Below are 16,752 nucleotides of genomic sequence, written 5' to 3'. Positions count from 1 at the left end.
TTTATCAGCGCCATTTTAACAATCAGTAAAACAGCCGCCAGTCGGTCTGATGATTTCTGTGCTTGAGTAAAAGTAACTCTAGGGTTACTTTTATTCGGCCGGAAGCAAGGAGGCTGTGGTGCAAAGCAGGCTATTGATAAAGGAGTTGCAAGAGGCAGGCTGGGTGCTGGATCGGGTCACGGGCAGTCATCATGTTTTCACCCGCCGCTATAGCCCGTACACGATACCGGTGCCCCATCCCAAGAAGGATCTTCCCTTGGGTACCGTCAGGAGTATCAGGAAGCGCGCCGGGTTGTTTTCGTTTTAGGTCGGTTTTTCAGGAGGTTTTTCATGCAATACCCAATCTGTATCGAATGGGGCGACGATCATATCGCCACCGGTATTCAGATCCCCGATATCCCAGGTGCGGTAACGGCCGGGGACAGTTTTGAAGAGGCTTACAACGCCGCAATTGAAGTGGCGCACATCATGCTGCAAGAGATCGCCGCAGAAGGCCGGGCCATTCCCATGCCGACGTCGGTTGCCGCGCACCACAGCAATGAGCAATACGCGGGGATGGGCTGGGGGATGCTGGAGTTGGATATCACGCCTTATCTGGGCAAGACCGAGAAGGTCAACGTGACCTTGCCCGGTTATGTCATCCAGCGCATTGACCGGTATGTGCGTGAGCATAAGGTCAAAAGCCGCTCGTCATTTCTGGCGGATGCGGCGTTGGAGAAGTTGGTTCGGTTGTAAGGGCTTACGCCGCCGCTACAACCCCTTGCCTGGAGGCACTCAAAAACCGCAACAGCGCTACCAGCGGGAACGCACTGCCCACCAGCACCACCCCCAGCCAGCCGCCATGTTCATACACGCTGCTGGCAATCGCCGAGCCGAAGGCGCCGCCGATGAAGATGCTGGTCATGTACAGCGCATTCAGGCGGCTGCGGCTGTTGGCGTCGAGGGCGTAGATGGCGCGTTGGCCGAGGACCATGTTCATCTGCACGCAGAAGTCCAGGACCACACCCGTCACCGCCAAGCCAATCACGCTGTAGATCGGGTGTACGAAGGCTGGCAGGAAGCTCAACGCGGCAAACACCATCGCCAGCAGCGAGGCCCGGTGGGTGTGGCCGGCATCCGCCAGGCGGCCGCTGATGGGGGCGGCGATGGCGCCCAGGGCACCGACCAGGGCGAACAGGGCGATCTGGCTTTGGGTCAGGCCGTGGTTGCGTGAGAGTTCCAGGGGCACTGCGGTCCAGAACAGGCTGAACGTGGCAAACATGCACCCCTGGTAGAACGCCCGCTGACGTAGCAGCGGTTGCTGGCGCAGCAAGGTGCCCAGGGAGCGCAGCAACTGGCCATAGCTGGCAGAGTGATCCGGTTGGCGCTTGGGCACGGTCAACAGCAGCACGACGCTGATGGCGGCCATCAGTGCGGCGGCCACGATGAACATCGCGCGCCAGCCGAAGTGATCGGCCACCACGCTGGACACCGGCCGTGCCAGCAAAATGCCCAACAGCAGGCCGCCCATAATGCTACCGACTACCCGGCCACGGGACTCGGCCGGCGCCAGGTGTGCGGCCAATGGAATCAGGATTTGCACCGACACGGAGCTGAAGCCGATCAGCAGCGACACCAGCAGGAACAGGTTCGGCTGTTCGGTGAACGCCGCGCCCAGCAGGCTGGCAATGGCCACCACGGTGGTGATGATCATCAGCCGGCGGTTTTCCAGCAGGTCGCCCAGGGGAACCAGAAAGAACAGGCCCAAGGCGTAACCGACTTGGGTCAGGGACACGATCAGGCTGGCCATGGCCGGCGTCAGGCCGATGTCCGGGGCGATCAGCTCGATGATCGGTTGTGCGTAGTAGATGTTGGCGACGATGGCGCCGCAACAGAACGCAAACAGCATCACCATGCCTCGGGTCATGGTGTTTGTACTTTGCGAAGTAGCGTTCATGGCGTTCTCATAAAAGCGAAGGAAAGTGGCGTGCGAGAATAAAGACAAGGCTCAGGCGGGAGTAGGCTGTTTACGGTGATAACACTCATGCCGGGTATTAATGACTGAAACGTTAACTTTCGGGCCGAATGTCAATGATACATTTAGTTGCAACTGCAAAAACAGGAAGTCGACGGCCATGAAGGCCGGACGTTGACCGTCAAATACAAGGGCAGTGAGCAGAAGATCGTCGTGCCGGATGATGTGCCGACCGTCAACCTGGAACCGGGTGATCGGAGTTTGTTGAAGGCGGGGGTCAAGGTGGTGTTGTTTGCGTCACAGGGGGTAGACGCAACCATTACCGCGCAGGCTGTTTCGGCAGGCAAGGATGGCGTGACGCCGCCGATGTAACTGCCTGGCGCAGAAGAAGTGTGGGAGCTGGCAAGCCAGCTCCCACACTTGTCTGTATTTCTTCAGTTAGAGCGGATTACTGCCCGGTGTAGATCTGATCAAACACCCCACCATCATTGAAGTGGGTTTTCTGCACATCGCGCCAGTTGCCGAAGGTCTTCTCAACCGACAAAAAGTCGACTTTCGGGAAGCGGTCGGTGTACTTGGCCAGCACTGCCGGGTCACGTGGACGCAGGTAGTTGTTGGCGGCGATTTCCTGGCCTTCTGGCGACCACAGGTACTTCAGGTATTCCTCGGCAGCGGCGCGAGTGCCTTTCTTGTCGACGACTTTGTCGACCACCGACACTGGCGGCTCGGCTTCGGCGGAGACGCTTGGGTAGATCACTTCGAACTGATCACGGCCGAATTCACGGGCGATCATTTCCGCTTCGTTTTCAAAGGTCACCAGCACGTCGCCGATCTGGTTGGTCATGAAGGTGGTGGTGGCTGCACGGCCGCCGGTGTCGAGCACTGGCGCTTGTTTGAACAGCTTGCCGACAAAGGCCTTGGCCTTGTTCTCGTCACCGCCGTTTTTCAGCACGTAACCCCAGGCCGACAGGTAGGTGTAGCGGCCGTTGCCGGAGGTTTTCGGGTTGGGCACGATCACTTGCACGCCATCCTTGAGCAGGTCCGGCCAATCTTTCAGGGCCTTGGGGTTGCCCTTGCGCACGATAAACACGGTGGCGGAGGTGAACGGCGCGCTGTTGTTCGGCAGGCGGGTGACCCAGTTGTCCGGCACCAGTTTGCCGTGGTCTGCGAGGGCGTTGATGTCGGTGGCCATATTCATGGTGATGACGTCAGCCGGCAGGCCGTCGATCACTGAGCGCGCCTGTTTGCTGGAGCCGCCGAAGGACATCTGCAGGGTAATCTTTTCCTTGTGCTCGGCTTCCCAATGTTTCTGGAAGGCAGCGTTGTAGTCCTTGTAGAAATCGCGCATCACGTCGTAGGAGACGTTGAGCAGGGTGGTCGGTGCAGCCTGGACGACGCCAGCCAGTGCGAGGCCGGCGGCCAGAAGGGAGGCGCTAACGAGTTTTTTCACTGCTCATTCCTTGTTGTAGGGTGAAGTCGACTTGTTAAGTAAGGGCAATATGCCAGCGACTATAGCCGGGGCGGCATAGACGCTTAAAGATTAAAAAGAACTTTGCTTATTCCATTTTTTTGAAAAGGCTATTGCCGCAGCGTGAGCAAAACGCCGCGTTGGGTTCATGGCTGCTTTTCTTGCACACCGGGCAGTCCTGTTGCAGCTGTTCGCCGCGCATGGCGTTGGCAAGTTCCGCGGTGAAAATCCCGGTGGGCACGGCGATGATCGAATAACCGGTGATCATTACCAGCGACGAAATCACCTGGCCCAACGGCGTCTTGGGCACGATGTCGCCAAAGCCCACGGTGGTCAGGGTGACGATCGCCCAATAGATGCCCTTGGGGATGCTGGTAAAACCATGCTCTGGCCCTTCGATCACGTACATCAAGGTGCCAAATACTGTCACCAGGGTGCAGACGCTGAGCAGAAATACCACGATTTTCTGCTTGCTGCCGCGCAGCGCCGACATCAGGTAATTGGCTTGCATGAGGTAGGGGCTGAGCTTGAGCACCCGGAAGATGCGCAGCATGCGGATGATGCGGATGATCAGCAGGAACTGGGCGTCGCTGTAATACAGGGCGAGGATGCCGGGGACGATGGCCAGCAAGTCCACCAGCCCGTAGAAGCTGAAGGCATAGCGCAACGGCTTGGGGGAGCAATACAGCCGCAACACATACTCGATGGCGAAGATGATGGTGAAGCCCCATTCAATGTAGGCCAGCACGCTCGCGTAGTTTTGGTGCACCTCGTCGATGCTGTCGAGGATTATGACCACCAGGCTTGCCAGGATGATCAGCAGCAGGATGCTGTCGAAACGGCGCCCGGCTGCGGTGTCGCTTTGGAAAACCATGACGTAGAGCCGCTGACGCCAGTTGTTGTTGCTGTCCATGGAGGTCGCCTGAATCAATATTCAGCGAAGCCTAGGGGGATTCGAACGGGCTGTCCACGCTGGCCCTTTGTATAACCCTGCGACTGGCGTGCACCAGCCAGCAGGCGAGGATAAATGGCGCGGTCAGGGGGGGCAGATTCAGGGCCGCAAAGCCTGGGGTGAGGACGATTGCCAGGAGGATACCCATCAGTGGCAGCCAGGGTTGGCGACGCTGCTGGCTCAATGCTAAAGCCGCTAGCGCCGGGTTATAGCTGTGCAGGCCAAGCAGGGCGCTGGCGGATTCGTCCAGCAACAGGGCGAGTACCACGCCAGCGCTGGCGCCGATCAATGCCCACAGCGCGACGCGACGATTGGCGAGCAATAGACCGAGCAGGATTAACAGACCAGCCAGGGGTTGATCCAGCAGGATAATTTGCGCAAGTCCTGTAAACGGTGCACTGAGCAATGCCCAAGTGTCGGGTTCACTCCATGCAACAGTCGTTGGCGCAGTAGTGCCTAGCAACAGCCAGCCCAGCCCAACAAAGGGTGCGGTGTAGGCCGGCAGGTCATCGGGATTCGCCGCGCGCTTGAGCCATTGCCGGGTGAGGATCGCACTGAGGCCGCCACAGGCCAGAATCAACGGCGGCAACAGGGCTGACCAGACGAAATGCTGGCTGATCAGTAAACCCAGCAGCACGCCGTTATAGCTGTAGAGTCCGGCTTGGCGTTCGGCCTTGGGATAGCCCCGGCGCTGGGCCGTCAGCAGGCCCGCGACACCGCCCAGCAACGCGCCGCCGAGCAGGCTCGGGGCGCCCGACAGGATCGCCAGCAGGCACAGCAAGCCACACAGTGGGTGGCGCTGGAGGAAGATCTGGCTGAAGCCGTTGAGCAGGGCTTCGGCCCAGTCGGAACAGTGTTGAGGATGGTTGGACATCAGTATTAATCTAGAAGAGGGCACTGAACCTGTGGTGAGCGGGCTTATTGTGGCGAGCGGGCTTGCCCGCGTTGGGTTGCGTAGCAACCCCAAAGAATTCGCTGGGTTCTTTCAGGCAGAACTCAGTGTCAGGTTCTTGGGCCGCTGCGCACCCCAGCGCGGGCAAGCCCGCTCGCCACAGGGAAAGCCTCTCCACAGGGTGATTAGATCAACGTCTCTATACGCAGCGAGTTGGTCGACCCCGGCTGCCCAAACGGCACCCCCGCGGTAATCACCAACGTATCCCCACGCTTCGCCATCCCTTGTGCCTGGGCAATCTCCAGTGCCGTGGAACACACCTCATCCACCTGCCGCAGCCGATCGTTGACCACCGAATGCACGCCCCAGGCCAGGCTCAAGCGCCGCGCCGTTGACAGGTTTGGTGTCAGGTTGAGGATGGGTACCGATGGCCGCTCCCGAGCCGCCCGCAGGCTGGAGGTGCCGGACTCGCTGTAGTTCACCAGCACCGCCACCGGCAGGATGCTGCTGATACGGCGGATCGCGCAGCTGATGGCGTCCGATACCGTGGCGTCGGCCTTGGGCCGGCTGACGTCCAGTTGCGTCTGGTAATCCGGGCCGTTTTCCACCTGGCGGATGATCTTGCTCATCATCTGCACCGCTTCCAGCGGGTATTCACCGGAGGCGGTTTCTGCCGACAACATCACCGCATCAGCGCCCTCGGCCACGGCGTTGGCCACGTCGGTGACTTCGGCGCGGGTCGGCGCTGGTGAGAAACGCATGGATTCGAGCATCTGCGTGGCCACCACCACGGGCTTACCCAGTTGGCGGCAGGTGGTGATGATGTCTTTCTGGATCTGCGGCACACTCTCAGCCGGCACCTCCACCCCCAGATCCCCTCTGGCGACCATGATCGCGTCGCTCAGTTCGGCGATTTCCTGCAAGCGCTGCACTGCCGAGGGCTTCTCGATCTTGGCCATCAGGAAGGCCTTGTCGCCGATCAGTTCACGGGCTTCGCGGATGTCTTCCGGACGCTGCACAAAGGACAGCGCCACCCAGTCCACCCCCAACTCCAGGCCGAAGCTCAAGTCGCGGCGGTCCTTGGCGGTCAGCGGGCTCAGTTCCAGCAAGGCTTGTGGCACGTTCACGCCTTTGCGGTCCGACAGTTCGCCACCGTTGAGCACGGTGGTGTCGATGGCATCGGCGTACTTGGTGATCACCCGTAAACGCAGCTTGCCGTCATCCAGCAACAGGTCCATGCCGGGCTCCAGGGCCGCGATGATTTCCGGGTGGGGCAGGTTGACCCGACGTTGATCGCCGGGAGTACTGTCCAGATCAAGGCGCAGGGCCTGGCCACGAATCAACTGCACCTTGCCCTCGGCAAAACGCCCGACTCGCAGCTTCGGTCCTTGCAGGTCCATGAGGATGCCGAGGGGATAGTTGAGTTGTTTCTCCACCTCGCGAATCCACTGGTAGCGCAGGGCATGATCGGCGTGATCGCCGTGGCTGAAGTTCAGGCGAAAGATGTTGACCCCAGCTTCCACCAACTCGCGGATGTCATCGATGCCGTGGGTAGCCGGCCCCAGGGTGGCGAGGATTTTGACCTTCTTGTCAGGCGTCATGGTCAGGAGACTCTCTGTCAGGGCTTTCAAGGATCACAATGGCGCGAAAATCGTTGACGTTGGTGCGGGTCGGCTCGGTGATGATCAGCCCGTCGAGCGCGGCGAAGTAACCGTAGCCATTGTTGTTGTCCAGCTCATCGCTGGCGCTCAGGCCCAGGGCTTCGGCACGGGCGTAGCTGCAGGGGGTCATGATCGCCCCGGCATTGTCTTCGGAACCGTCGATGCCATCGGTGTCACCGGCCAGGGCGTAGACACCGGGCAGGCCCTTGAGGCTGTCGGTCAGGCTCAGGAGGAATTCGGCGTTGCGCCCGCCACGGCCATTGCCGCGCACGGTGACGGTGGTTTCGCCGCCGGAAAGAATCACGCACGGCGCCGCCAGCGGCTGGCCGTGCTGGACGATTTGCCGGGCGATACCGGCGTGGACTTTGGCCACGTCCCGCGCTTCGCCTTCCAGGTCGCCGAGGATCAGTGGGCTGAACCCGGCCTGGCGTACTTTTACCGCCACCGCCTCCAGGGATTGTTGCGGGCGGGCGATCAGTTGGAAATGGCTGCGGGCCAGACACGGATCGCCGGGTTTGACGGTTTCCGACTCGGGGTTTTGCAGCCAACTGCGCACCGAGACGGGGGCTTCAATCTGGTAGCGCTTGAGGATCGCCAGGGCCTGTTGCGAGGTGCTTGGGTCGCCGACTGTGGGGCCGGAAGCAATGACCGTGGCCTGCTCGCCCGGCACATCGGAAATCGCGTAGGTATAGATCGTCGCCGGCCAGCATGCCTTGGCCAGGCGCCCGCCCTTGATCGCCGAGAGGTGCTTGCGCACGCAATTCATCTCGCCAATGGTGGCGCCGGATTTGAGCAGGGCCTTGTTGATCGATTGCTTGTCGGCCAGGGTGATACCCGCGGCGGGCAGGGCCAGCAAAGCAGAGCCTCCGCCGGACAACAGAAAGATGACGCGGTCGTCTTCCTCCAGGTTGCTGATCAGTTCCAGCACGCGCTTGGCGACGGCTTGGCCGGCGGCGTCCGGCACTGGGTGGGCGGCTTCGACTACTTTGATTTTTTTGCAGGGTGCGCCGTGGCCGTAGCGGGTGACCACCAGGCCTGAGACTTCACCTTGCCAGCAATTTTCGACAACCTGGGCCATGGCGGCGGCAGCCTTGCCCGCGCCGATGACAATGATGCGGCCGGTGCGGTCGGCGGGCAGATGAGGTTCGAGGACTTGCTGGGGGTGGGCAGCGTCGATGGCTGTGGCAAACAGCTCGCGAAGCAGGTGTTGCGGATCGACCGACATAAGCGGGCTCCCGGGAATTTTTGTTATTAGGGGTGCACAAACTTCAGGCGCAAACACGACCACCTGTAGGCGCGAGGGGGACGCCTAGTTCTTGCTCGCGAAAAACCTGAGGACGCCGGGTTTATTCAGGCACCCAGCGTCATCGTTGACGGCCATCGCGAGCAAGCTAGCGCCTACTCACGAATCGAAAAATTCGCCATATGCTCCAGCCCCTTGATCAGCGCCGAATGGTCCCAGTTGCTACCGCCAATGGCCGCGCAGGTGCTGAACACTTGCTGGGTGCCAGCGGTGTTGGGCAGGTTGATCCCCAACTCTTTCGCACCGGCCAGGGCCAGGTTCAGATCCTTCTGGTGCAGGCTGATGCGAAAGCCCGGATCAAAGGTGCCCTTGATCATCCGCTCGCCATGCACTTCCAGAATCTTCGAGGAGGCAAACCCGCCCATCAGCGCTTCACGCACCTTGGCCGGGTCGGCGCCGTTTTTCGAGGCGAACAACAACGCTTCGGCCACCGCCTGGATGTTTAGGGCAACGATGATCTGGTTGGCCACCTTGGCGGTCTGGCCGTCGCCATTGCTGCCTACCAAGGTGATGTTCTTGCCCATGCTCTGGAACAGCGGCAAGGCCCGTTCAAAGGTTTGTGGCTCGCCACCGACCATGATGCTCAAGGTGCCGGCCTTGGCACCGACTTCACCGCCGGACACTGGGGCGTCGAGGTATTGCGCGCCGGTCTCGTTGATTTTTGCGGCGAAGGCCTTGGTGGCCGTTGGCGAAATCGAGCTCATGTCGATGACGACTTTGTTCGGCCCCAAACCTGCGGCCACCCCGTCGGCGCGGAACAACACGTCGTCGACCTGCGGGGTGTCGGGCACCATGACGATGATGAATTCAGCTTCCTGGGCCACTTGCTGCGGGTTGGCCAGGGCCACGGCACCCGCGGCGATCAGTTCTTCTGGCGCTTTGCCGAAGTGCTCGGAAAGGAACAGTTGATGACCTGCCTTTTGCAGGTTTGCGGCCATGGGCTGACCCATGATGCCGGTGCCGATAAATCCGATTTTAGCCATGAAGAAATCCTCTTTTTATTCGATGTTGATTGTTCCCATGCGGAGGGCGGGAACGATCAGTTAGATGGCATTGTGGCTTTTCAGCCAACCCAAACCCGCTTCGGTAGTGGTCAACGGCTTGTACTCACAGCCCACCCACCCCTGATAACCAATGCGATCCAAATGTTCAAACAGGAACCGGTAGTTGATCTCACCGGTGCCCGGTTCATTGCGCCCAGGGTTGTCTGCCAGCTGGATATGGTTGATTTCGCCCAGGTGCGCGGCCATGGTCCGGGCCAGGTCGCCTTCCATGATTTGCATGTGATAGATGTCGTATTGCAGGAACAGGTTGGCGCTGCCCACCTGCTCGCGAATCGACAAGGCTTGCGCCGTGTTGTTGAGGTAGAAGCCGGGAATATCGCGAGTGTTGATGGCTTCCATCACCAGCTTGATGCCCACCGCTTGCAGCCTGTCGGCGGCGTATTTGAGGTTGGCGACGAAGGTTGTTTCCAGCGTGACCTCATCGACACCTTGTGGACGAATCCCCGCCAGGCAGTTGATCTGGGTGTTGCCCAGCACTTGGGCGTAGGCGATGGCCAGCCTCACACCGGCGCGGAATTCCTCGACCCGACCCGGATCGCAGGCAATGCCCCGATCGCCCTTGGCCCAGTCACCGGCCGGCAGATTGAACAGCACTTGGGTCAGGCCATTGGCATCCAGTTGCGCCTTGATTTCGGCGGAGCTGAATTCGTAGGGGAACAAGTATTCCACGCCACTGAAGCCGGCGTCGGCAGCCGCTTTGAAGCGGGCAAGGAAGTCCTGTTCAGTGAACAGCATGGACAGGTTGGCAGCAAAACGCGGCATGGTGGTTTCCTCAAAAGCGTCATCGTTCCCGCGGATTACGCGGGAACGAACAATCATTAATCGAGCAGCGAAATCGCGGTGGGCGCGTCATTGCCCACCAGCGCCAGGTCTTCGAATTCATTGACGGCGTTGATCTCGGTGCCCATGGAAATATTGGTCACCCGCTCCAGAATAATCTCAACGATCACCGGCACTTTGAATTCTTCGATCATTTCCTGGGCGCGGCGCAAGGCCGGCTGGATCTGATCTGGTTCGAATACCCGCAGGGCCTTGCAACCCAGGCCTTCGGCGACAGCCACGTGGTCGACGCCATAACCGTTGAGTTCCGGTGCGTTGAGGTTGTCGAAGGACAGCTGCACGCAGTAGTCCATTTCGAAACCGCGCTGGGCCTGGCGAATCAGTCCCAGGTAGGAGTTGTTCACGACTACGTGGATGTACGGCAGTTTGAACTGCGCGCCCACCGCCAGCTCCTCGATCATGAACTGGAAATCATAGTCGCCGGACAGTGCCACGACCTTGCGGGTCGGATCAGCCTTGACCACGCCGAGCGCTGCCGGAATGGTCCAGCCCAACGGGCCTGCCTGGCCACAGTTGATCCAGTGCCGAGGCTTGTAGACATGCAGGAACTGCGCGCCGGCAATCTGCGACAGGCCGATGGTGCTGACGTAGCAAGTGTCTTTGCCGAACACCTGGTTCATTTCTTCGTACACCCGTTGCGGCTTGACTGGCACGTTGTCGAAGTGAGTCTTGCGGTGCAGGGTGGCTTTGCGCTGCTGGCAATCGTGGAGCCAGGCGCTGCGGTCCTTGAGCTTGCCGGCGGCTTTCCACTCGCGGGCCACTTCAATAAATAGGGTCAGGGCGCAGCCGGCGTCGGAAACGATGCCCAGGTCCGGGGTGAATACACGGCCGATTTGCATGGGCTCGATATCGACGTGAATGAATTTGCGGCCCTCGGTGTACACCTCCACCGAACCGGTGTGGCGGTTGGCCCAGCGGTTGCCGATGCCCAGCACCACGTCCGATTTCAACATCGTTGCGTTGCCGTAGCGGTGGGAAGTTTGCAGCCCGACCATGCCGACCATCAGCGGGTGATCGTCGGGGATGGTGCCCCAGCCCATCAGGGTTGGGATCACCGGAATGCCGGTCAATTCGGCGAACTCCACCAGCAGGTCGCTGGCGTCGGCGTTGATCACGCCGCCACCGCTGACCAGCAATGGGCGCTCAGCCTGATCCAGCAGGGCCAGGGCTTTTTCCACCTGGATGCGGGTCGCCAATGGCTTGGACAGGGGCAGCGGCTGGTAGGCGTCGATGTCGAATTCGATCTCGGCCATTTGAACGTCGAACGGCAAGTCGATCAGCACCGGGCCTGGGCGGCCGGAACGCATTTCATAGAAGGCTTTCTGGAAGGCGTAGGGCACCTGGCCGGGTTCCATCACCATGGTCGCCCACTTGGTTACCGGCTTGACGATGCTGGTGATGTCCACGGCCTGGAAGTCTTCCTTGTGCATCCGTGCACGCGGGGCTTGGCCGGTGATACAGAGTATCGGGATCGAGTCGGCCCAGGCGCTGTACAACCCAGTGACCATATCAGTACCGGCCGGCCCCGAAGTGCCGATGCACACACCAATGTTGCCCGCCTTGGTGCGGGTGTAACCCTCGGCCATGTGCGAGGCGCCTTCAACGTGGCGAGCAAGGACGTGATCGATGCCGCCGAGCTTCTGCAAGGCTGAATACAGCGGGTTGATCGCGGCGCCCGGGATGCCGAAGGCCGTGTCGACCCCTTCGCGACGCATCACCAGAACGGCGGCTTCGATTGCTCTCATTTTGCTCATTGTTTTGGTGCCTCTTGCGTTTTGTAATTGTATACAAGTGGTGTTTAGTCAAAGTGTATTCACGGCGAGCGGCGCAGGTCAATCCATTTTATTCGTTGACCTTTACGTTCGTCGGAAGCCTTTTAGACGGGGTTATTTCGACGCGTGGTGCGTATGTTTGTAAATATTGTATACAAAAAACTAATCTATTGTGTTCTATTTGTTTTGTCCGGCTTCTGATCATTCAGAGCCCCACGGCTTTCCCAATAACAAGATAAGGACGGCACCCATGAGCGCTTTAACCTTGAAAGTCGCAGTCAACCTGGCCAGCCAGGCCATCGCCGCAGGCCGCACCATTGCCGCTGCACCACTGACCATCGCGGTGCTCGACAGCGGCGGGCACTTGATCACCCTGCAGCGCGAAGACGGTGCGAGCCTGCTGCGCCCACAGATCGCCATCGGCAAGGCCTGGGGGGCGATTGCCCTGGGCAAGGGCTCGCGGTTGTTGGCGTTGGATGCGCAGCAGCGGCCAGCGTTTATTGCAGCGTTGAACAGCCTGGGGCAGGGCAGCGTGGTGCCGGCGCCGGGAGGGGTGTTGATCAAGGATCGGGATGGGGTGGTGCTGGGGGCGATTGGGATCAGCGGGGATACTTCGGACATCGATGAGCAGTGTGCAATCAGTGCGATCGAGGGGGTAGGATTGCTGGCGGATGCGGGGGTGTCAGCCTGACTTGAGGTGACTGGAAGGGCCCCATCGCGAGCAAGTCGCACCGCCGCTCCCACATGTTGAATGTGTTCACAGATCAAAAATGTGGGAGCGGCGGTGCGACGATTCGACTTACTCGCGACTGGCGCAGGCGCTGCGGTCCATCAGTCGGGCTCACAGCCCTTGAGCACCAACCGAATAATCGTCTGGGCTGCCGCTTCATAGTCGGCTTCGTCCAGCTTTTCTTTTCCGGTCACCACCGAGATTTGCCAGTCGAAGTCGGCATACGTCTGCGTCGCGGCCCAGATGCTGAACATCAGGTGGTTGGGGTCGATGGCGGCGATCTGTCCGCGATCTACCCAGGTCTGGATGCACGCGATGTTGTGTTTGGCCTGGGCGTTGAGCTGTTCCACCAGGTCGGGGCTCAGGTGTGGCGCGCCGTGCATGATTTCGCTGGCGAAGACCTTGGAGGCGAAGGGCAGGTCGCGCGAGATACAGATTTTCGAGCGGATGTACGCCGTCAACACTTCCTTGGGGTCGCAGTCGGGATTGAATGGCGTGGAGGCGGCAAGGATCGGCTCGATGATGCTTTCGAGCACCTCGCGGTAGAGGTTGTCCTTGGACTTGAAGTAGTAATAGACGTTGGGTTTGGGCAGGCCGGCTTTGGCGGCTATGTCACTGGTTTTGGTTGCGGCGAACCCCTTGTCGGCAAACTCCTCGCTGGCAGCCCGCAGGATCAGTTCTTTGTTGCGCTCGCGAATGGTGCTCATAGACCAGGAGTTTCCTTGCCAAGACAGGCGGTTGCGCATGGTAGCACCGGCTATCCGCGAGCCTCAAGAATGTGCCCGCAATGCCTTGCGCCGCGCTATGCTCGCCACTATCCCACATTAAGGACGCCTGATTCATGGCAGGAAGCAGCTTACTAGTACTGATAGACGACATCGCCGCCGTTCTCGACGACGTCGCGCTGATGACAAAAATGGCCGCCAAGAAAACTGCTGGCGTATTGGGCGATGACTTGGCCCTTAACGCCCAGCAAGTTTCCGGTGTACGCGCCGAGCGCGAAATTCCGGTGGTATGGGCGGTAGCCAAGGGCTCGTTTGTCAACAAACTGATCCTGGTGCCTACTGCGTTGCTCATCAGCGCCTTCGTGCCTTGGGCCGTCACGCCGCTATTGATGCTCGGTGGCGCTTACCTGTGTTTCGAAGGCTTTGAGAAACTGGCCCACAAGTTCCTCCACAGCAAGGCTGAAGACCACGCCGAACATGCACAACTGGTGCAGGCCGTCGCCGATCCGGCCACTGATCTGGTGGCCTTTGAGAAGGACAAGATCAAGGGCGCAATCCGCACTGACTTTATCCTCTCGGCAGAAATCATTGCCATCACCCTGGGCACCGTGGCCGATGCGCCGCTGATGCAGCAAGTCATCGTCTTGTCGGGCATCGCCCTCGTCATGACTGTCGGCGTGTATGGGCTGGTAGCCGGCATCGTCAAGCTCGACGACCTAGGCCTGTGGCTCACCCAAAAGCCCGGCCAGGTGGCCCGCAGTATTGGCGGGGCAATTTTGCGCGCCGCGCCCTACATGATGAAAAGCCTGTCGGTGATCGGCACGGCTGCAATGTTCATGGTCGGCGGCGGCATCCTCACCCATGGTGTGCCGGTGGTGCATCACTGGATTGAAACCGTCAGCCAGAGCACCGGCGGTTTGGCCTGGTTGATGCCGACCTTGCTCAATGCGGTGGCGGGGATTATTGCCGGGGCGGTGGTGTTGGGTGTTGTCAGCGTTGTCGGCAAGACCTGGAAAGCAGTGAAAGCCTAGGACTTCGCCGCAATAAAAAAGGCCATTCAATCGAATGGCCTTTTTTGTGCGCGCTTGCCGTTACTCGGCAATCTGCAACTTGCGCGACTCGGTGTACACGTAGCGCACCTTCTCATACTCAAACGGCGAGTTCATCTGACCGTAGCGGAAGCTGGTCTGGTAGCGCTTGTCGACGGCGCGCAGGGCCCAGATTTCCGGATGGTTTTCGCTGACCTTGGACACATTGAGGAAGTTGATCTGGGATTCGGCGCTGTAGTCCACCAGCAGACCGCCGGTGTCCCGCAGGTTCGACGGGCCGAAAATTGGCAGCACCACATAGGCACCGCCCGGCACGCCATAGAAACCCAGGGTCTGGCCGAAGTCTTCGCTCTGGCGCGGCAGGCCCATGGCGGTGGCAGGGTCCCACAGGCCGGCGATGCCGAGGGTGGTGTTGAGCAGCAGGCGCCCGGTGGTCTCCAGGGAGCGATGGCCCTTGAGCTGCAGCAGGCTGTTCATCAGGTTGGGTACGTCACCCAGGTTGTTGAAGAAATTGCTGACGCCAGTACGCAGGAAACTTGGGGTGACATAGCGGTAACCGTCGACCACCGGCAGGAACACCCATTGGTCGAAGCGGTAGTTGAAGTGGTACACCCGACGGTTCCACGACTCCATCGGGTCGTAGACGTTGAGGGCGTTCAGCGTCGAGCGTTCGAATTCACGCTGGTCCAGGCCAGGGTTGAACTTGAGCTTGCTCAGCGGTTCCTTGAAGCCGTCTTCATCGACCATGGTGGGTGTGTGGGCCTTGCTGTTATCGGCATTGGCGGCGCCTGTGCAGAGTAACGCAGCAATAAGCAGGAGATATTTAGCCACGGAAGAACTCCAGCATAGCGTCGGCGTTGACGCGGTAATTGAGGTTGCCGCAGTGGCCGCCCAGTGGGTAGACGGTCAAGCGATCGCCGAAGGTTTTACGCAGGAAGCCGAGGTCGCCAGGGCCGAGGATTACATCATCGGCGTTGTGCATGACCGCAATTTTCGGGCTGTCGCGCAGGTAATCCTTGAGGGCGTAGAGGCTGACCTGGTCGATCAACTGCAACAGGCTGCCGCCATCGGAACGGGCGCGCCACATCGGGATCACTTGTTCGGTCAGGTAGCAGTCGAAGTCGCATTGCAGCGCACGCTTGAGGAACGGCGTGAGGCTGGTGCCTTCGGTGATTGGGTATTTCGGTGGGATGATCAGGCCGCGGCGGTTGATCAGGTCTGAGGTAAAGGCAATGTCGGCCGCCGAAAAGCGGAACGTGGTGCCGATCAGCATCGCCATTTGTTCGTTGGACAGGTGCTGCTTGGAGTTCTGGAAGTCGTAAAGCAGGGCGTCGTTGAGGTCAATGTAGCCCTTTTGCTGGAAGTAGCGGGTCAGCTTGTTCAGCACCAGTTCATAGAACGTGGTGCTGTTGTTGATGCCCTTGACCTCGGTTTGCACCAGCTTGTCGAGGTTGGTGACCGAGGTGTAGAGGTTGACCGGAGGGTTGAGCAGCAGCACTTTCTTGAAATTGAAGCTGCGCCGGGTCTCGTCCAGCTTACTGACGAATGCTGCGTCCAGGGCCCCCAGGCTGTAGCCGGTGAGGTAGTACTCGGTGACCGGCAGGCGCGGGTGTTGCGCGCGCACGGCTTGCATTACCCGGTACATGTCCTCAGCGTCTTCACTGGTGATGCCCGGTGTGGCGAAGCGCGACGCAGCGCTGATGAAGTCGAAGCTGGTGGGCGACGACAACTGGACCACATGGTAACCGGCCTTGTAATAGAGCTTTTTCAGGTATTCGTTGATGGTGCTGTCGTAGCGCGCACCAGTGCCGGAGATCAGGAAAATCAGCGGCGCGGCATGGTCTTGCTTGGCCATGCGGTAGGTGAGTTTCTTTACCGCCCAGAAGTTGTCGGGCAGGCTGAATTCACGTTCCGGGCGCATCGTCAGGCTGTAGTCAGACTGATCGATCTCGTCATCGGTCGGCAGTTCAGGTCGAAGATGAGGGGGCGTGGTGGCGATGGTCGCTTCGAACGGGTTGGTCAAAGGGTAGCCATAGCTGGCGGGGTCGACATCGACCGCCAGTGCTGACGCACTTAAAAAAAGGCCGCCCAACAGGGCCGCACAGCGTAAGGAACGGAGCATGACTTAATCCCTAAGAGGAAACGTGCTGAATGAAGTTCGCAGGCTATGACCACGGCGTTGCCACCGAAGTGCCAGCCGTCGGCACAAAAAGTCGGTAAAAACAGCGAGAGTCAGAATAATAGTAGCTAGACGATACACTTTGGCACGTTTTGTTGAACACTTATCTGCGTACAAGCCTTGCCAACCGCTACCGGGCGATTAAGCTGGGCGCCGTTTTCGC

The 16,752-nt window shown here is 59.8% G+C and carries 16 protein-coding genes and 1 pseudogene; 5 read left to right on the top strand and 12 right to left on the bottom strand.

Features of this window, described 5'->3' with window-relative positions:
* Positions 1-118 precede the first annotated feature (118 nt).
* Positions 119-307 (top strand): type II toxin-antitoxin system HicA family toxin, encoded by a 189-nt coding sequence (locus AAEZ06_RS16525; RefSeq protein ID WP_350615233.1) that lies wholly within the window; start codon positions 119-121, stop codon positions 305-307.
* A 23-nt stretch (positions 308-330) separates the two neighbouring features.
* Positions 331-735, top strand: coding sequence for a type II toxin-antitoxin system HicB family antitoxin (locus tag AAEZ06_RS16520; protein WP_149411428.1), 405 nt, complete (start codon positions 331-333; stop codon positions 733-735).
* Between the two features lie 4 nt (positions 736-739).
* On the opposite strand, the gene AAEZ06_RS16515 is transcribed toward AAEZ06_RS16520, so the two are convergent.
* Positions 740-1,936: an MFS transporter gene (locus tag AAEZ06_RS16515; protein ID WP_149411429.1), complete on the bottom strand. Its 1,197-nt coding sequence runs from the start codon at positions 1,934-1,936 to the stop codon at positions 740-742.
* 183 nt (positions 1,937-2,119) lie between these two features.
* On the opposite strand from AAEZ06_RS16515, the pseudogene AAEZ06_RS16510 reads away from it, so the two are divergent.
* Positions 2,120-2,326, top strand: a pseudogene (locus AAEZ06_RS16510) (hypothetical protein); the annotation flags it as partial.
* 76 nt (positions 2,327-2,402) lie between these two features.
* Here the strand turns inward: AAEZ06_RS16510 and AAEZ06_RS16505 are convergent.
* The 8 genes from AAEZ06_RS16505 to gcl form a co-directional block, all read right to left on the bottom strand.
* Positions 2,403-3,404, bottom strand: a complete 1,002-nt coding sequence (locus tag AAEZ06_RS16505) for a sulfate ABC transporter substrate-binding protein (RefSeq protein WP_149411430.1) — start codon at positions 3,402-3,404, stop codon at positions 2,403-2,405.
* Between the two features lie 106 nt (positions 3,405-3,510).
* Positions 3,511-4,335, bottom strand: a complete 825-nt coding sequence (locus AAEZ06_RS16500; protein WP_350615230.1) for an ion transporter — start codon at positions 4,333-4,335, stop codon at positions 3,511-3,513.
* 31 nt (positions 4,336-4,366) lie between these two features.
* Positions 4,367-5,248 carry an urea transporter gene (locus tag AAEZ06_RS16495; protein ID WP_350615228.1) on the bottom strand — a complete coding sequence of 294 codons (882 nt, stop codon included), beginning with the start codon at positions 5,246-5,248 and terminating at the stop codon, positions 4,367-4,369.
* Between the two features lie 203 nt (positions 5,249-5,451).
* Complete coding sequence (gene pyk / locus AAEZ06_RS16490) at positions 5,452-6,867, bottom strand: pyruvate kinase (RefSeq protein ID WP_149411433.1); 1,416 nt, start codon at positions 6,865-6,867, stop codon at positions 5,452-5,454.
* Positions 6,857-8,152, bottom strand: a complete 1,296-nt coding sequence (locus AAEZ06_RS16485; RefSeq protein ID WP_350615226.1) for a glycerate kinase type-2 family protein — start codon at positions 8,150-8,152, stop codon at positions 6,857-6,859. Before AAEZ06_RS16485 ends, pyk begins: the two co-directional genes overlap by 11 nt.
* Before the next feature lie 173 nt (positions 8,153-8,325).
* Complete coding sequence (locus AAEZ06_RS16480; RefSeq protein WP_350615224.1) at positions 8,326-9,213, bottom strand: 2-hydroxy-3-oxopropionate reductase; 888 nt, start codon at positions 9,211-9,213, stop codon at positions 8,326-8,328.
* Positions 9,214-9,273: 60 nt separating this feature from the next.
* Entirely contained in the window at positions 9,274-10,056 is a 783-nt protein-coding gene (gene hyi / locus AAEZ06_RS16475; RefSeq protein WP_350615222.1) for a hydroxypyruvate isomerase, read from the bottom strand.
* A 56-nt stretch (positions 10,057-10,112) separates the two neighbouring features.
* Positions 10,113-11,888, bottom strand: coding sequence for a glyoxylate carboligase (gcl, locus tag AAEZ06_RS16470; RefSeq protein WP_350615220.1), 1,776 nt, complete (start codon positions 11,886-11,888; stop codon positions 10,113-10,115).
* Positions 11,889-12,156: 268 nt separating this feature from the next.
* Here gcl and AAEZ06_RS16465 point away from each other — a divergent pair, with 268 nt between their 5' ends.
* Entirely contained in the window at positions 12,157-12,597 is a 441-nt protein-coding gene (locus AAEZ06_RS16465) for a GlcG/HbpS family heme-binding protein (protein ID WP_149411438.1), read from the top strand.
* A gap of 140 nt (positions 12,598-12,737) precedes the next feature.
* On the opposite strand, the gene AAEZ06_RS16460 is transcribed toward AAEZ06_RS16465, so the two are convergent.
* Positions 12,738-13,343: a TetR/AcrR family transcriptional regulator gene (locus tag AAEZ06_RS16460; protein WP_133099083.1), complete on the bottom strand. Its 606-nt coding sequence runs from the start codon at positions 13,341-13,343 to the stop codon at positions 12,738-12,740.
* 134 nt (positions 13,344-13,477) lie between these two features.
* Here AAEZ06_RS16460 and AAEZ06_RS16455 point away from each other — a divergent pair, with 134 nt between their 5' ends.
* The gene (locus AAEZ06_RS16455; protein WP_149411439.1) at positions 13,478-14,392 is read left to right on the top strand and encodes a DUF808 domain-containing protein; all 915 of its coding nucleotides are present in this window, start codon (positions 13,478-13,480) and stop codon (positions 14,390-14,392) included.
* Between the two features lie 60 nt (positions 14,393-14,452).
* Here the strand turns inward: AAEZ06_RS16455 and AAEZ06_RS16450 are convergent, their stop codons facing one another.
* Positions 14,453-15,241 (bottom strand): MlaA family lipoprotein, encoded by a 789-nt coding sequence (locus tag AAEZ06_RS16450; protein ID WP_149411440.1) that lies wholly within the window; start codon positions 15,239-15,241, stop codon positions 14,453-14,455.
* Positions 15,234-16,532 carry a lipid asymmetry maintenance lipase MlaY gene (gene mlaY / locus AAEZ06_RS16445; protein ID WP_149411441.1) on the bottom strand — a complete coding sequence of 433 codons (1,299 nt, stop codon included), beginning with the start codon at positions 16,530-16,532 and terminating at the stop codon, positions 15,234-15,236. The genes AAEZ06_RS16450 and mlaY overlap by 8 nt, the downstream gene beginning before the upstream one ends.
* Between the last annotated feature and the right edge of the window lie 220 nt (positions 16,533-16,752).

Source organism: Pseudomonas sp. HY7a-MNA-CIBAN-0227 (assembly GCF_040310325.1).
GTDB lineage: Bacteria > Pseudomonadota > Gammaproteobacteria > Pseudomonadales > Pseudomonadaceae > Aquipseudomonas.
Note: the sequence above shows the minus strand (reverse complement) of the source record. Positions and strands in the feature narration are given on the sequence as shown.

Coding starts and splice junctions, on each gene's coding strand:
- hyi (WP_350615222.1), bottom strand. CDS start 10,056: ATGCCGCGTTTTGCTGCCAACCTGTCCATGCTGTTCACTGAACAGGAC.
- AAEZ06_RS16520 (WP_149411428.1), top strand. CDS start 331: ATGCAATACCCAATCTGTATCGAATGGGGCGACGATCATATCGCCACC.
- AAEZ06_RS16500 (WP_350615230.1), bottom strand. CDS start 4,335: ATGGACAGCAACAACAACTGGCGTCAGCGGCTCTACGTCATGGTTTTC.
- AAEZ06_RS16480 (WP_350615224.1), bottom strand. CDS start 9,213: ATGGCTAAAATCGGATTTATCGGCACCGGCATCATGGGTCAGCCCATG.
- AAEZ06_RS16515 (WP_149411429.1), bottom strand. CDS start 1,936: ATGAACGCTACTTCGCAAAGTACAAACACCATGACCCGAGGCATGGTG.
- pyk (WP_149411433.1), bottom strand. CDS start 6,867: ATGACGCCTGACAAGAAGGTCAAAATCCTCGCCACCCTGGGGCCGGCT.
- AAEZ06_RS16455 (WP_149411439.1), top strand. CDS start 13,478: ATGGCAGGAAGCAGCTTACTAGTACTGATAGACGACATCGCCGCCGTT.
- AAEZ06_RS16465 (WP_149411438.1), top strand. CDS start 12,157: ATGAGCGCTTTAACCTTGAAAGTCGCAGTCAACCTGGCCAGCCAGGCC.
- AAEZ06_RS16485 (WP_350615226.1), bottom strand. CDS start 8,152: ATGTCGGTCGATCCGCAACACCTGCTTCGCGAGCTGTTTGCCACAGCC.
- mlaY (WP_149411441.1), bottom strand. CDS start 16,532: ATGCTCCGTTCCTTACGCTGTGCGGCCCTGTTGGGCGGCCTTTTTTTA.
- gcl (WP_350615220.1), bottom strand. CDS start 11,888: ATGAGCAAAATGAGAGCAATCGAAGCCGCCGTTCTGGTGATGCGTCGC.
- AAEZ06_RS16495 (WP_350615228.1), bottom strand. CDS start 5,248: ATGTCCAACCATCCTCAACACTGTTCCGACTGGGCCGAAGCCCTGCTC.
- AAEZ06_RS16460 (WP_133099083.1), bottom strand. CDS start 13,343: ATGAGCACCATTCGCGAGCGCAACAAAGAACTGATCCTGCGGGCTGCC.